Origin of the sequence: Caballeronia sp. INDeC2, assembly GCF_023631325.1 — a bacterium.
GTDB lineage: Bacteria > Pseudomonadota > Gammaproteobacteria > Burkholderiales > Burkholderiaceae > Caballeronia.
Map to the genome: position 1 here is coordinate 67,325 of NZ_JALQDG010000029.1, position 14,912 is coordinate 82,236.

11 protein-coding genes are annotated in these 14,912 nt (G+C 62.9%); 2 read left to right on the forward strand and 9 right to left on the reverse strand.

Annotation, left to right across the window (positions count from 1 at the left end; all coding sequences use genetic code 11):
• The first annotated feature begins 19 nt into the window (after positions 1 to 19).
• The gene (locus NCS28_RS18365) at positions 20 to 790 is read left to right on the forward strand and encodes a PP2C family protein-serine/threonine phosphatase (protein WP_250515185.1); all 771 of its coding nucleotides are present in this window, start codon (positions 20 to 22) and stop codon (positions 788 to 790) included.
• Positions 791 to 806: 16 nt separating this feature from the next.
• Here the strand turns inward: NCS28_RS18365 and NCS28_RS18370 are convergent, their stop codons facing one another.
• The 9 genes from NCS28_RS18370 to NCS28_RS18410 all read right to left on the reverse strand — a co-directional run bounded on the left by NCS28_RS18370 (position 807) and on the right by NCS28_RS18410 (position 13,477).
• Positions 807 to 2,120 (reverse strand): sigma-54 interaction domain-containing protein, encoded by a 1,314-nt coding sequence (locus NCS28_RS18370; RefSeq protein ID WP_250515186.1) that lies wholly within the window; start codon positions 2,118 to 2,120, stop codon positions 807 to 809.
• On the reverse strand, positions 2,117 to 5,176 hold the full coding sequence (locus NCS28_RS18375) for a peptidase domain-containing ABC transporter (protein WP_250515187.1): 3,060 nt from the start codon (positions 5,174 to 5,176) through the stop codon (positions 2,117 to 2,119). The genes NCS28_RS18370 and NCS28_RS18375 overlap by 4 nt, the downstream gene beginning before the upstream one ends.
• Positions 5,177 to 5,198: 22 nt before the next feature.
• Positions 5,199 to 5,951, reverse strand: a complete 753-nt coding sequence (locus NCS28_RS18380) for a peptidylprolyl isomerase (RefSeq protein WP_250515188.1) — start codon at positions 5,949 to 5,951, stop codon at positions 5,199 to 5,201.
• A 73-nt stretch (positions 5,952 to 6,024) separates the two neighbouring features.
• A complete protein-coding gene (locus NCS28_RS18385; protein ID WP_250515189.1) occupies positions 6,025 to 7,398 on the reverse strand; it encodes a beta-barrel domain-containing protein in 1,374 nt (457 codons plus the stop codon).
• Positions 7,376 to 9,892, reverse strand: coding sequence for an FHA domain-containing protein (locus tag NCS28_RS18390; protein WP_250515200.1), 2,517 nt, complete (start codon positions 9,890 to 9,892; stop codon positions 7,376 to 7,378). Before NCS28_RS18390 ends, NCS28_RS18385 begins: the two co-directional genes overlap by 23 nt.
• 234 nt (positions 9,893 to 10,126) lie before the next feature.
• Entirely contained in the window at positions 10,127 to 11,548 is a 1,422-nt protein-coding gene (locus tag NCS28_RS18395; RefSeq protein ID WP_502801208.1) for an efflux transporter outer membrane subunit, read from the reverse strand.
• 341 nt (positions 11,549 to 11,889) lie between these two features.
• A complete protein-coding gene (locus NCS28_RS18400) occupies positions 11,890 to 12,189 on the reverse strand; it encodes a hypothetical protein (RefSeq protein WP_250515191.1) in 300 nt (99 codons plus the stop codon).
• 337 nt (positions 12,190 to 12,526) lie between these two features.
• Complete coding sequence (locus NCS28_RS18405; RefSeq protein WP_250515192.1) at positions 12,527 to 12,985, reverse strand: DUF4399 domain-containing protein; 459 nt, start codon at positions 12,983 to 12,985, stop codon at positions 12,527 to 12,529.
• A 51-nt stretch (positions 12,986 to 13,036) separates the two neighbouring features.
• A complete protein-coding gene (locus NCS28_RS18410; protein WP_250515193.1) occupies positions 13,037 to 13,477 on the reverse strand; it encodes a DUF4399 domain-containing protein in 441 nt (146 codons plus the stop codon).
• 317 nt (positions 13,478 to 13,794) lie between these two features.
• Between NCS28_RS18410 and NCS28_RS18415 the strand changes: the two genes are divergently transcribed.
• A partial coding sequence (locus tag NCS28_RS18415; protein ID WP_250515194.1) for a caspase family protein occupies positions 13,795 to 14,912 on the forward strand: 1,118 nt, incomplete at its 3' end.

Genomic DNA, 14,912 nt, shown 5'->3' on the forward strand with positions numbered 1-14,912 from the left:
CACGATTCCGGAGGTTGCCGTGACCTTCAACACCGAGTTTCGATGGACTTCCGCCGCCCGCACCGACACCGGCTGCGTGCGGCAGATCAACGAAGACGCGCTGCTCGATGCGCCCGAGCGCGGCTTGTGGGCCGTTGCGGACGGCATGGGCGGACACGCGGTCGGCGATCTGGCGAGCCGCATGGTGATCGAGAGCCTGGCGAAAGTGCCGATGGCAACTGATCTTGCGGGCGTCATCGCCGATGCGCGCACGCGGCTTCTCGACGTGAACGACCAGTTGCGCGCGGAAGCGGCGCGGCGCATGGTATCGCGCATCGGCAGCACGGTGGTGCTGCTTGCGGCCCGCGATGGCGCGTGCGGCTACATGTGGGCCGGCGACAGCCGCATCTATCTGTATCGGCAGGGACGCCTCGTGCAGCTCACGCGCGATCACAGCCACGTCGAGGAACTGAAGGCGCGCGGCCAGCTAACGGCGGAGGAAGCGCTGCATCATCCGGCGCAGCATCTGATTACGCGTGCGGTCGGCGCGCTCGACGTACTCGAGCTCGATGAAAACACGCTCGCGTTGAACGATGGCGACACGTTTCTGCTATGCAGCGACGGCTTGTCGAACGAGGTGAGCGAGGCGGAGATCATCAGCGAACTCGCGCCGGGGAATTGCGACATGGCGGCGCAAAGGCTGCTGGAGATCGCACTGGCGCGCGGCGGGCGCGACAATATTTCGGTCGTCGTCGCGCATGCGGAGGATCTGATGGCGCCGGACAAGACGCAGGTGAATCCGTCGGTCTAGGGGCGCTGGAGACGTGTCATCCCCCCGCCTCCCTGTTCTTTTGCGCCGCCGCGCGAAACTCCTTCGAATGCAGCCCATGCTTCTTCAAAAGCATCTGCAGGTGCGACCGGTTCATCTCATACCGCCGGGCAAGCTCGGCGACCGTCCCGCCCGTTTCCTGCAAGCCGCGCTCGAGAAAGGCGCGCTCCGCCTCGTCGCTTGCGACGCGCTTAGCTTCCGCGAGCGAACTCGCCGTCGCGATGCCGTTGCCGCTCGCCGCCGGTCCGCCCATCGCCAGCGAGAGCGATGACTTCGGCCGGATATCGACCGGCAGATGGTCGATGTCGGCCATATCGCCCGCGAGACACGCGATCCGGTACACCACGTTCCTCAACTCGCGGATGTTGCCCGGGTAGTCGTAGTTGCGCAGAAAATCGCGCAGCCTCGGCGACAGCTTCACCGGCCTGCGCTTCAACGTCGCGGCGGCTTCATCGCCGAAATACGCGAGCAGTAGCGCAATCTCGTCGCGCCGCTCGCGCAACGCCGGCAGCGTCAGATGAATCACGCTCAGCCGATAGAACAGGTCCTCGCGAAAGCGCCCCTCGTCGCAGAACTTGCGCAGGTTGCGATTCGTCGCCGCGACGATGCGCGTATCGACCGCGATCGGCTCGTCCGAGCCCACGCGCTGAATCTCGTGCGCTTCTAGCACACGCAGCAGCTTCACCTGTCCCGACAAAGGCAGCTCGCCGATTTCATCGAGAAAGATCGTGCCCGTATGCGCGCTTTCGAATTTGCCCTTGCGATCGTTGGACGCGCCCGTGAACGCGCCCTTGCGATGCCCAAATAGTTCGGACTCCAGCAGATTGTCCGGAATCGCCCCGCAGTTCACCGAGATATACGGCTTGTCCGCGCGCGATCCGTTCGCGTGAATGACCTTCGCCATCAATTCCTTGCCGGTTCCGCTCTCGCCGTCGATCAACACGGGCAAATCCGTCGGTGCCGCTTTTTCCGCTATTTCCAGCGCTTCGAGCAGCTTCGGGTTATCGCCGAACGTGCCTTCGAACACGAAGCTGCGTTCGATCAGCGCCTGACGCCGCGCGCCCGCCGGCATGTCGCGCTTCGGCTCCGCGGCGGCCGCCTGCACGAAGCGCTCCTTGTGCGACAGTTGCATGACTTCGTCGCGCAAGGTGCTGGCCTGCCGCAGCAGCTTCTCGATTTCAGGCCGTTCGAGACGCGAGGTCCATCGAAGCGTCGAGCGCAGAATCTCGATCTTTTCGATGAGCCCCGCATAGGAAATCGCCGATGTCGCGGGCGCGCTGCTGTCGCTTTCAGGTTGGTCGAGTATTTTCATGCTGCGCTCAGTTGCTTTTGCACGAGTTGGTAGTACATGCCCTTTCTCGCGACGAGCTCGTCGTGCTTGCCCTGCTCGACGATGCCGCCTTCGTACAGCACGAGAATCTTGTCGGCGCGCATGATGGTCGAGAGCCGATGCGCGATGATCACCGCCGTGCGGCCCTTCAATATCTCCTGCATGTTGCCGAGAATATTGCTTTCCGATTGCGTGTCGAGGGCGGAGGTGGCTTCGTCGAACACGAGCAGGCGCGGGTCGTGATACAGCGCGCGCGCAATGCATAGCCGCTGAATCTGTCCGCCCGAAAGCCCCACGCCGCGCTCGCCGACCACCTGCTCATAACCGAGCGGCATCTTCACGATGAACGCATGCGCGTCGGCCATCTTCGCGACTTCCTCGATGCGCCGCCGGTCGGGCGCCTCGTCGCCGCTCGCGATGTTCTCGGCGATCGTCCCCGAGAACAGCAGATTGCTCTGCATCACATAACCTATCTGCGCGCGGAAAAAACCTTTGTCGACGACGTTGATATCGTAGCCATCCACAGTCATCTTGCCCTCGCTCGGCGCATAGAAACCGACGAGCAGTTTCGCGAGCGTCGTTTTGCCCGAGCCGCTGCGCCCGACGATCGCGATCAGCTCGCCCGGCTTGATATCGAAGCTGATGTTCTCCAGCACGTAGGGCGCGTCGCCTTCGCCATAACGGAAGTACACGCCGTTGAAGCTGATATCGCCCTGCAAGTCCGGCAGCATCACGCGCTGCTGCATGTCTTCAGGCTTTTGTTCGGGCTCGATGTCGAGCACGTCGCCCAGGCGCTCCATTGCGACGCCCGCGTCGTTCAAGAGACTCCACAAGTTGATGAGACCCATCAGCGGCGCGAGCACGCTGCCCATGTAGGCGTTGAACGCGATCAGTTGTCCGATGGTCAGTTCGCGCGCGAGCACGAGATTCGCGCCGACCCACAGCACGCCGATGGTCGTCGCCGCATTCAGCAACTGGCTGCACAAGCCCACGGCAATATTGAAGCGCTGCGACTTGTACTGCACTTCCAGCGACTTCGCGTATTTCTTCTCCCACTTCAGGCGCACCGGGCGCTCGATGCCCATGCCCTTCACCGTCTCCACGCCGCCGAGCGCTTCCATCAGATACGAACGCGCGTCCGTGCCCGCGGAAAACGTCTCGCGCGCGTTCTGCTTGATGCGCGGCGTCGCGACGATCGTGAGCACCATCATCGGAATCACGAATGCTATGAGCAGCAACGTGAGCTTCACGTTGTAGAGGAACATGATCGTGAAGTAGATGAAGATCATCAGCAGGTTCAGCACGGTCGATACCGTCGATTCCGTGAGGAACGCGCGAATCGTGTGATTCTCCTGAAAGCGCGCGAACACGTCGCCGGTCTTGCGCTTCGCGAAGAAGCCGAAGGGCAGCGAGAACGTGTGCCTGAAGAACTGCGACATCATCGCGAAGTCCATGTTGCGGACCATGAAATTCGCGAGATAGGCGCGTATCGTCGTCATGAGTTGCGTGAACAGACTCGCGATGACGAGCCCGCCGATCAGCACGTGCAGCAGGTTCACGTTCTGATGCACGATCACGCCGTCGAGAATGTTCTGGATGATGAGCGGCGGAATCACGCCCAGCACCTGAATCACGAACGTCGCGAGAAAGAGATGCAGCAGGATTTTCTTGTACGGCTTCAGATAGCCGACGAAACGCAGCCACGGCGAGCGTGACACGGCCTTCTGCGTGAGATCCTGCCCCGGCGTGAACAACAAGCACGTGCCGCTCCAGCCGCGCTCGAACTCGCCGACCGTCATCTTTCTGAAGCCGATCGCCGGGTCCGCAACCCACACGTTCTCGCTCGATACGCCATAGACGATGATGTAGTGGTATCCCTCCCAATGCGCGATGAACGGCATCTCGAAGCCGCGCAGCGATTCGAACGTGCACTGCACGCCGCGCGTCGTGAAGCCGAGCGATTCGCCCGCGCGCGCGAGCGAATCGAGCGTGGCGCCCGATGTCGTCACGTTGGCGAGCTCGCGCAGTTTGCCGAGCGTCATGTTGATGCCGTAGTGACGGCAGATCATCGCGAGGCAGGCCGCGCCGCAATCCATTTCCTCGGCCTGCTCGACCCACGCGAAGCGCTTGATCACGCGCTCGCCCAACTCGGGCTTCGTGTGCAGATCGAGCATCGCGGGCAGCTTGCGGCGCTCGGCGAGCTTCTTCTGGCGCTGCAATTCGCGCTCAGTGAAACGGATGCGCTCTTCGAGCACTTCGCGCAGCTTCACGTTGCGCTCGATGATGAAATGCACCGTCTTCTCAGGGATCACGAGCAGGCGCGTATCGGCGCTTGCGATCGCCGAGGCCATCTGCTCCTGACGCATCACGCAGGCCTTCTCGCCGAAGATCTCGCCCGGCCCGAGCGTTGCGAGCACATGCTTTGCGCCGCCTTCTTCGCGCACGATGCGCACTTCGCCCTGGCGCACGACATAAAGACGCCGGTCGTCGCGCGATTCCTGCTTGAGAATCTCCTTGCCCTCGCCGACGCGCTTCACGCCGACGCTGCGCACGCATTCCTCGAGTTCGGCTTTGTTGAGCTTGCCGCGCAGATCGAAGAGCTTCGCGACGAAGCCGCCCGCCGAATTGATCGCGACATAGCTCGTCACGAACGCGAGCGCGGCGGGATTTTTCGCGATTACCGGATCGATCGCGACGCGCGGAATATGAAGCAGCTCGGTCTTGCCGGAGGAGCGCACCGACGACTCATGCCGATAGTCGCGCAGCATCGCGATGTCGGCGAAGGTCTCGCGCTCCTTCTTGACCCCCATGCTGATTTCCTTGCCGTGCTCTTCGGTGAAGATGCGCACGGAGCCCGCTTTCACGATATAGAGCCCGTCGGCCGCATCGCCCGCATTGCACACGGTCTCGCCGAAGCCGAAGCGGCGCGACTCGGCATTCGCCGCGAGATGCTCGATCTCCTCGCGCGTGAATGGCGAAAGAATCTCGACCGACGAAAGAAACTCGGCGGGCGAATCAAGGCTCGATGGCGCGTCCATGTTCTATCGCGTTCCCCGTCAGTCAGCGTGCTTCGATGACATGCTCCTGCGCGCGCGCCATCATCCAGTCTTCGCGCAGCAGGCGGCGGATTTGCGCGGACACGTCTTCGTCGAGCTTCGCGGGATACTTCGCCGTCACCGCGAATATTTCATACGACGCGCCATCCGCGGAAATGAACGGTCCGAGCAGATCGCCGACTTCAGCGTTGAACACTTTCGCCTCGACGTCCGGCTTCATCTGCCCGCGCATCACCCGGCCGATTACGCCGCCTGCGTCGCGCGTGTCGGCAAGCGAATGCTCGCGCGCCATCTCCGCGAAGCTCTCGGGATCGTCGTTGAGATAGGAGATCATCTCTTTCGCGCTGCCCTCGGTATCGAGCAGGATGTGACTGACTTCGATGCTGTCGAACTTCGGCGAGTTGAGCTGAAAGTACTCTTCGATCTCGCGTTCGGTGCCGACCTTGTCGAGCATCTTTTCCTGATACAGCGTGTCAGTGATATAGACCTCGAACTCGTCGAGGCTCACGTGCAGCGCATCGAGATAATTGTTCATGTCCGCCGCGCGATGCAGCCCGCGAATGCGGCGAAACTGATCGGCGCGATTCTGTATTTCATCGTCGCTCACGGCAACGCCCGATTTCTTCGCCGCGCGCACGGTCAGCTTGTCGCGCACGAGTTGCTCGATGAGCCCTTCGAACTGGCCGTTCAGCTTCAATAACCTGATGAATTCGCCGACGTCGACCACTTCGTCGTCGATACGCACAATCGCCGTCATGTCGTTCTCCATTCGGTTCTATGTTGAATTGCGCATCATGTCCGCGTTACGGCGCGCGTGTAACCCTCCATTCCTATCCCGCCACATTGCGGAATGGATCGAGGCCGAGATCGATCAGGCGCCGCTCTCGCACCACGATTTCAGCGGTCGCCGTCATGCCGTAGCGCAGCGGATACTTCGTGTCCGAGACCTGATAGAAATCGCGATCGAGCGTCACGCGTCCTTCATAAACGGGCTGCTTCGTCGACGGGCTCGGCTTGGTCGCGGGCGAAATGAACGCGAGCGTGCCGTCGATTACCCCATAGCGCTGATAAGGAAACGCGTTGAACTTGAGCTTCACGCGCTGCCCTTCGCGCAGAAACGCGCGGTCGTGCTCGGCGATCTCGATCTTCAGCACCGGCTTCGCATTCGCCGGCGCGATGCCGCCGAGCGGCGTATTCGCCTGAATCTTGTCGCCGGGTTGCGTCGATGTCACGTCGGTGACCACGCCCGACACCGGTGCGAGGATCAGCAGAAAATTATCCTTGTCGATGTTCTCGAACTTGATGCGCGCGGCCGCATCCGCGACGAGCCGCGCCGTCTGTAGCTGCAAGCGCAACTTGTCTTCGGTGCTCGCGACTTCGCGCATCGCGGCTTCGTATTGCAGCCGTAGACTCGTCGCTTCCTGACCGCTCGTTTCCAGTTGACGCTTCGCCTGCGTGAAATCGTGGCTCAGACGAAAATCGAGTTCCGCGAGCCGCGATTGCTCCACGCGATAAGCGCCGTCCGCTTCCAGATACGCATTGCGTTTCGCGTCGACCTGCGCCTCCGCCACGCCGCCGCCCCCCGGCAGCGCGAGCAGACGCTGAAAGCGGTCGAGCTCCACCTTCGCCGCATCGCGCGCCCGGCGTGCGTTTTCAAGCGTGCTGCGCGCTTCCTGCAACTGCGCCTTCTGGCCTTCCGCGAGCTTGCTCGTGCCTTCGGCCACACGCTGTTGATGCTGATGCTCCTCCACATCCATCTGATCCCTGAGCGCGGCGATCTTGCGCTCCATCAGCAGCTTTTTCTCGGGAAACTGCTTCCATTCGCGCTCGGCGTCGTCGAGCTTCAGTTGCGCTTCGAGCGCATTGCTCGCCGCTTCGATCGCGCCACGCGCGTTCAAGCGCGCGACGACATCGTCCTTGCGCACGGGCTGCCCTTCGGCGATATAGAGATCGGCCAGCTCGCCATCGATCGGCGCATAGAAGCGCCGCACTTCCGATTCCGGCGCGAGCGTGCCCTGGGCGCTGACCATCACGTCCGCATGGCCGACGAACGACCACACGAGCGCCGAAGCGACGAGCGCCACCATCGCGAAGACGAGCCCTTGCGTGAGGCCGAGCGGCTCGGCCGTGAGAATCGCGATGCCTTCGGCGCCGTGCTCCCCGAGCGCTTCCGACAGCGGCTTAAGGTGTGTGTCTCTCTTCACTGCGCGTACCTCCGCCGATCAGACTCAGCTTGGTATTGAGAAGTCCCGGTTCGAGCACCATGCGCAGATCCTGCAGCGAGCGCCGCTGCAAATCCGCTTCGGTGTCGATCTCGTTGGCGAGCGCGGTCCACTTCGCCGTTGCGCTGTCAGCCTTCACTTGCCTGAAGATGCGCATGCCGCGCGTGGCCGCATCCTGCGCGTCCGACAAAAGCCGCGCCTGCGTCCTGAACGCATCCGACACGCCCGATTCGAGCCGCTGCGATCCGCCGATGCCGCCATTCGTCCGATACTGCTGCCAGAGCGTCTGCGCCTGCGTCATCAAGGTCTGCGCACGCGCCGTCGCCTTGTCTTTCAGCGAAGCGACATCGGGCGCGACCGCCTTCGCATAGAACGTGTCGGCATCGAGATCCAGCGTTTCATAGAACGACAGCAACGCGTCTTCATAGCCTTTCGTGCCGCGCGCCTTCTGCAGGTCCGCGAACTGCGCGGCCACGGCCTTCTTGTGCGCGAGTTCCTTCTGCACCGTCGGCGACCACGAACCTTGCGGCAGCTTTTGCAGGCTATCCATTGCCTGCGCGCTCTGGCCGCGCTTCCATGCATCGGCGACGCTCGTGTATTGCGCGAGCACGTCGGGCGGCGGCAACTGGCTCGCGCCCATCTGCCTGAACTTCTCCTTGAACGGCGGCGTCGCGAAATTCGCCTTGCTCACCGATACCGCGAGCGGCGCGAGGCTCGGGGCGCTGAGACTGCGCCGCAAGCCGGTATAGGCATCGAGATCGGCGCGCACGCGATCGAGGCCCGCGAGACGCGGATACTTCTCCGCGTACTCCTTCAACGACGCGCCGATCGCATCGGGGTCGTCCTGGCCGAGGCCCTTGACGATGCTCGCATCGAGCCTGTCGATGGCCGCGAGATACACGGAGTCGTCGCTTTGCAGCTTGCGCAGATGACTCAGCGCGAGCGCATACGGATCACGAAACTCGGGCACGTAACCCGCGATGCGATCGAGATCGCGCTGATGGCCCGCCGCGTCCGCTTCCCAGTGCTTCAGGATCGCGCCGATGCGCGGCTCGTCGCCGTACATGCGGATCGGCGCGTCGGCGCCGCCGCGGCCCATCACGAAGCTCTCCAGCTTGCCGATCCACTCGAGTTCGTCGACGAGCGAATGCACATCGGCATTGTGCTCGGCGAGCGTTCGCATCTGCGCGATGATCGCGTCCGCGCTCGCGAAATCGCCCTTCTTCAACGCGGCGAGCCAGCGCGGCACGTTCGACTTGAGCACGGCTTCAGTGTTCATCGACGTGAACTGCGCGTCTTGCGGATGCGTCTTCAGATAGTCGTTCGTGACGCTCGCTGCTTCGCCGAACTCGCCATGCGCCATCAGCGATTTCGCGTGACGTTCGGGCGAGCCGCTGTAGAAGAGCGCCGCGCCGCCCGCGACGAGCAAGGCCAGCACGCACACGACGACGATGCGCGTGCGGCGCGCGGCGCGTTGGTCGTCGCTTGCGAGCGCGCGATGCAATTCGCCCACGAAGAGTGCGAACTTGCTGCGCCTCTTCGCAATGCGCGCGTCATGACGGCCTTCGATGGCGGGTTTGGGCTGCGCTTCCTCGTTGACTTCGTCCTCGCGCGCAGCGGCCTGATCGACGCAAAAGATATCCAGAAACGAATGCGCCGAGCCGACGAAGGTCGTCTTGTCGCTATCCAGTTCGTCGTCGTGGGCCTGCGCTTGGACTTGCTCGACCATTTCGGTGAGCGTCGACTCACCCTCTTCGCCATGCAGATGCACCGTGTACGCGAAGTGCGTACCGCCGAACGCGACCGTATCGCCATTCTTCAGTTCGACCGCCGACGCGCCGAGCCGCTCGCCATTCACGAAGGTGCCGTTGGTGCTGCCGAGATCTTCGACGAACGGCGCGCCGCCCTTGATGAACACATGCGCGTGCCGCCGCGACACGTAGTTGACCTGATGCGGATACTGCTCGCGATAGCGCGCGAAGGTCTCGTCGGTCTTGCTGACGAGAAACGGAAACTGCGCTAGCTCGACGGGATGAAGCCCGAGATCGTCGCGCTGCGGCGTGAGCGTGATGCCGACCGGCTTCGGCGCGTTCACACGCCGCGCGCGCGGCGCGAACTGCACGCGATACGACAGCCGGCTGCCGAACGAAATGATGTCGCCGCTTCGCACGCGCGCGGGCGTATCGCGCACGGGCGTGCCGTTCACCGCGGTGCCGTTCTTGCTCGCGAGATCGGCGATATAGACAAGACCGTGCTCGATGAAGATGCGCGCATGACGGCGCGAAAGCTGCGCGACGACTTCGGGCGGGCTCGTATCGAACGGCGCTTCGGCGCGGCCGATCGCAAAGAGATTTTCGTCGATGCGGATTTCCGTCAGCCGCTCGGCCGTCTCGCCGGCAAGCTCAGGCTTCAGGATGACGTCGAACGCCTCGCTCACGCCCGGCTCTTGAACCGCCACGGAAAACCCTTGAGCCATGTCCATGTCACGAGGTACGTCCAGCCGCTGCCGCCGATGCGCCAGAGGAATGCCCGGCATCGTCGAACGCATGGACAGGTTGGTCCGCGCCGTCATAGAAGTCCTTCGTGACCGGCGGCTGTTGAGAGTTTAAGTCACGCATCGTCGTAGTCAATCGTGCGGCAGCGGTTCATTGCGGTCGCGAACGATCGTTAGTTATTCATATCATTAGCAATCGATTATTAATGGAACGCTTTACTTCGTCGTGTCCTTGCTTGCGCTTTGCACGTCGATCATCGGCCAGCCGCCGCCTAGCGCCTTGTAAAGCGTTACGGTGTCGGAAAGAATCTGCTGATGGTTCGCGAGCAGCGCGAGTTGCGCGGCGAGCAGTGTGCGCTCCGTCTCGAACACTTCGAGTTGCGAGATCACGCCTTCTTTCAGTTGCGCGTCGATCTGCGCGGCGACCACCGTCAACTGATCGACTTCCTGCTGCAACTCGACGCGCTGCTTCGTGTGCGAATCGAGATTGACGAGCGCGTTCTCCACTTCCTCGAACGCATTCATCACCGTGCTGCGATATTGCTGTTCCGCGACCGTCGTCTGCGCTTCGGTCGTCTTCACATGTGCGCGCACGGACGGATCGAGAATCGGGATATTGATGCTCGGCACGAAGCTCAGCGTGAATATCTTGAGCAGATCGGTCAACTGAAAGCTCGCCGTGCCGCCGCGCCCGGTCAGGTTGATGGTCGGCAGTTGCGCGAGCTTCGCCTGCCCGACGAGGTCGTACGCTTCGAGCACGCGATACTCGGCCGCGATCAGATCGGGACGACGCGCGAGCAATTGCGACGGCAATCCGCCCGGCACCGGCGGAATCTGCACGCGTTTTTGCAGCTTGCCGTCGGGCATTCTGAACTCGCCCGCGGGCACGCCGATCAGCGTCGAGAGCGCATTGTTCGCGAGATCGCGCGAACGGCGTAGCTCCAGCAACTCGCGCGTCAGACGATTGAGTTCCGCGCGCTGCGTGAGCACTTGCGTCTTCGGCACGAGACCGTTCTTTTGCATGCCGTCGAAGATCGTCAGGATCTGCTGATTCGTCGCGATGGTCTGTTGCTGCTGCGCGATCTGATCGTCGAACTGGAGAATCTGGAAGTAGGTCGTCGAAACGAGCGCGACGAGTTCGAGATAGCCCGCGCGCCAGTCCGCTTCGGTCGCGCGGAATTCGGCCTTCTGCGCCTGCACGCCTTTCTCGACCGAGCCCCAGATGTCGATGTCCCAGCTCACCTGCGTCGCCAGGTTGTACTGTTTGGAGAACTGCTGGCCGGTCGTCTTCTCGAAGCTCGCGCCCGCGCCCAAGTCCATCGACGGTAACGCGCCCGCGCGCGCCTCGCCGATCTGCGCGCCCGCCACTTGTATGCGCGCGGCGAGCACCTTGATATCGAAGTTGCCGTTGATGGCTTTCTCGACCAGCGCGTCCAGCGTCGGATCGTGAAACTGCTTCCACCAGTCGGGCTGAATCGTGTCGGATGCGGCGACCTTCGCAGCGTCGATCTTCGTGAAGGCGGTTTTCTCGGGCGTGTCGGGGCGCTGATAGGTCGGCACCTTCACGTCGATGCAGCCGGATAGCAACGCAGCGGCAATCAGCCCTGGCAACACGGCCCACTCGCGCCTGATGGTCACGCGCAACGATGGCAACAAGGCTCGCACGATCTCGCTCCCGGTGAACGCGCACCGACGGTCGGTTTGATGGGTGAGAAGCGCGGCGCCGGCCGTTCGGTCCTTCAAGTAAATCACACGGCGCGCCGCGACTCCATACGGGTTAAGTCACGTGGCGCGCGCGTGCTCTATGGCACGTCGCGCATTCCGTGACGCGGTCCGGCGGCAGGATGCGACCCCGGCCGAACCGCAACGCCCGATGCCGCGGGCGGTGTTACAGCAGAGCTCCCCGTGCCCCGCTTTTACTGCTGACTGCTTGAATGCTTACTGCATCGCCATTCGATTCATTCCTCGCGACATCCACGTCACGCGAGATTGCCCGCCACGCCGAAGTTGACGTTGGCGATGTTCTTCGCGTTCTGCGTCGGCGAAACGGTCGATTGCGACTTGAGCGCCTCGGCGAACGCGATGTTGCTGCCGTTCTGGTTGAACGTCGTCTGCGTCTGGTTGATGATCTGCTGCGGGTTGAAGGGCATCGAGAGCGTCGCGCCGTTCATCGAGATAAAGCCCGGGAACAAGGTCGCGTAGCCGCCGTGCACCGCGGACATCGCGCGGCTGTCGAGTTCTTCGGTGACGGGAAGGTCCTTGATGATCAGCGTCTTCATTTCCGCTCCTTGGGTGCGCGTCGCGCATTCGTTGGTGGCTTCGAGCAACTTGTCTGCTCGTGACCATTCAATGCATAGGGTGTGCCAATCAATGCGCGCATCGGCTGCTTTTCTCTGCATGCGTTGCCATGCAAGGCTTTACTCGATTCACGCTGCCTTTTCATCTCGGCCTTCCTGATGCTGTCCGTCCAACACTTCGCTAACGCACTGTCGGTTCGGGAACGACACCGCATCGACGGCACGCGCGAGCGTTTTCCTCCGCGATACGCGCGCGGAATCGAAGTCGATAAAAGCAATCGGGAAAGGCGCCGCTTAGTGCGTCACGCGGCGCCCGAACTCATTTGACGTAGATCGTGATCTTCTTGGAATAAACGGGCGGGTTATGCGGTATGTGCTTGTCATCGCCCATCAAAAGCTGAATCGTGTGCTTGCCCGGCGGAAGCTCGAGCATCGTTTCGGTTTCGCCGGCCCCATAGTGCAAGTGATTGCGGTCCGATGGAATCTCCTGATCCATCGGCGGCAAGTCGACATCGATCAGCAAATGATGATGCCCCGTGTTCGGAAACTTCACGCCGCGCGGCGCGACGCCCATGAAGCGCAGCCCGAACCAGACCTTGAAGGGTTTGCCCGCGGGCAAGGTCTGTCCATCGTTCGGATAGCCGATGTACGCGTACGCATTGGCGGGCGCGGGCGTCGGCCCGGCGAAAGCGCAAGGCGCGGCGAACGCCGTCGCCAGCGCGGCGGCAACGAGGAGCGAACGCGAGAGCGCGAGCGCGTCGGCGGATCGTTTCTTCATGTCATGTGCCCTCGGCAAGTGCACGGCTCATTACACCGCTCAATACACCGCTCATTTCACGGTGATCGTGATCTTCTTCGAATACACCGGCGGATCGTGCGGCACGTGGTTGTAGTCGCCCATCAGCAACTGCAAGGTGTGTTTGCCCGGCGGGAGTTCGAGGCGCGCATCGGTTTCGCCCGCGCCGTAATGCAGATGATTGCGATCGGACGGTATCTCCTGATCGAGCGGCGGCAGATCCGCATCGACGATCAGATGGTGATGCCCCACGTTCGGCAGATCGACGCCCTTCGGACAGATGCCCATGTTGCGCAAGCCCATGCGCACCCAAAGCTTGCCGCCCGAAATCACGGCGCCGTCGGGCGGCCAGATGATGTACGCCTCGGCGTTCGGCGGAGCGGGCGTGCGGGCACGCGCGGCGGCGGAAAACGACGAATCGGCGGCCAGTGCGGCCAGGGAAGCCAGCGCGCCAAGCACGGTTCTTCTCAGCATGTTATGCACGCCTCTCTCGTTGAAAGGCCTCGCGGATGGGCCAGGGAAACGTTCGTTGCACGCGCGAACGCTCGTGCTCGGAGCGTGATGCAGGTGGCGTGATGCACCGTCGTTGGCTTTTAGATTAGGACGTAACGTTTGAAAAAGATACGTACGGAGCGGTGCGCCTCGGCCCTCATGACGGAACCCTCCCTTCAGGGGATTAAGCCGCGCGTGAGTGCGTGCTATCGTTGTTGGTGCTGGGCGCAGCGCCTCGGCATCGAGCGCGAATGCAACACGATGCCCTCCACTCAAAGCCGGACGGACAGGGTGTGAATATGTGGCGAACTCTTCTTATCACGGGTGTGTTGCTGTCGATGGGCGTGGCTTGCGCACCGGCGAGCGCGGCGTCTGTTGCAGCGCAGTCCTCTCTTTCCATCGCGACGGCAGCGCATGCGCCCAGGCATCTCGCGCTCGTGATCGGCAATGCAGACTATGTCGATCATCCGCTCATAAGCGCATCGCGCGATGCCGATGACATGAGCGCCGCGCTCAACACACTCGGCTTTGACGTCACGCGCCGCACGAATCTCGATGAAGCCGCGATGCGCCACGCACTCGATGCATTCGCCGCGCGCCTCGGCCCGAACGATACGGCGCTCGTCTATTTCGCGGGCCACGGTCTTCAGGCGGGCGGCGATGCGTTGCTCGTGCCGCTCGACGCACGTGAGCGCCGACCCGCGACGCTCGTGCGCGGCACGCTTTCCGCGAAGGATATCGTCGAGCGCATGACGCGCGCGCGGCCGGACGCGCCGAACATCGTCGTGCTCGACATGTGCCTCACCGATCCCTTCCAGAAAACGAACGTACGAGCGTGGACGCTGCCGCCGCGCACGCTCGTCGCTTATGCCACAGCACCCGGCGATGACGCTGTCGAAAGCGAGCGCAACGGACGCTATACCGCGGCGCTGCTGCGCGCGTTGGGCGCGCATTCACCGGTGACGTCGTCGACATTCGCGGCGGCGGCATCGGATGTCGCGCACACGTCGCGCGGCGCGCAGCGGCCGTGGATCGCGTCCACGCTCGATGCGCGCTTTGCGATCGCCGATGCATCGGCGAAAGCGGTGCGTATCGCGGACGCGAACGCCACCTTTCCGGACGATTCCGCCAACGCCATGCGCACGCGCGGCATCCTTCCAAAGGACAGCAACGAGCAGTACGAACTGACGTTCTGGGAATCGATCAAGGACAGCACGTATCCGGGCGATTACGAGGCGTATCTGAAGGCGTATCCGAACGGCCGTTTCGCCACGCTCGCCAAGGCGCGTATCGAGCGTCTGCGCGCGGCGGGCAATGCCGCCAAACCAGCGGCATCGTCGCCGGCGGCGCCACCCGCAGCGACAGCGACGCCCGCCGCGCCAGCGCCCAAAGCGCCGCCGTCCGCGCCGGCCACCGC

What these genes read in the sequence shown, in the direction of transcription:
- NCS28_RS18370 (WP_250515186.1), bottom strand. Translation starts at nt 2,120, where the DNA reads ATGAAAATACTCGACCAACCTGAAAGCGACAGCAGCGCGCCCGCGACA.
- NCS28_RS18375 (WP_250515187.1), bottom strand. Translation starts at nt 5,176, where the DNA reads ATGGACGCGCCATCGAGCCTTGATTCGCCCGCCGAGTTTCTTTCGTCG.
- NCS28_RS18380 (WP_250515188.1), bottom strand. Translation starts at nt 5,951, where the DNA reads ATGACGGCGATTGTGCGTATCGACGACGAAGTGGTCGACGTCGGCGAA.
- NCS28_RS18390 (WP_250515200.1), bottom strand. Translation starts at nt 9,892, where the DNA reads ATGGCTCAAGGGTTTTCCGTGGCGGTTCAAGAGCCGGGCGTGAGCGAG.
- NCS28_RS18400 (WP_250515191.1), bottom strand. Translation starts at nt 12,189, where the DNA reads ATGAAGACGCTGATCATCAAGGACCTTCCCGTCACCGAAGAACTCGAC.
- NCS28_RS18405 (WP_250515192.1), bottom strand. Translation starts at nt 12,985, where the DNA reads ATGAAGAAACGATCCGCCGACGCGCTCGCGCTCTCGCGTTCGCTCCTC.
- NCS28_RS18410 (WP_250515193.1), bottom strand. Translation starts at nt 13,477, where the DNA reads ATGCTGAGAAGAACCGTGCTTGGCGCGCTGGCTTCCCTGGCCGCACTG.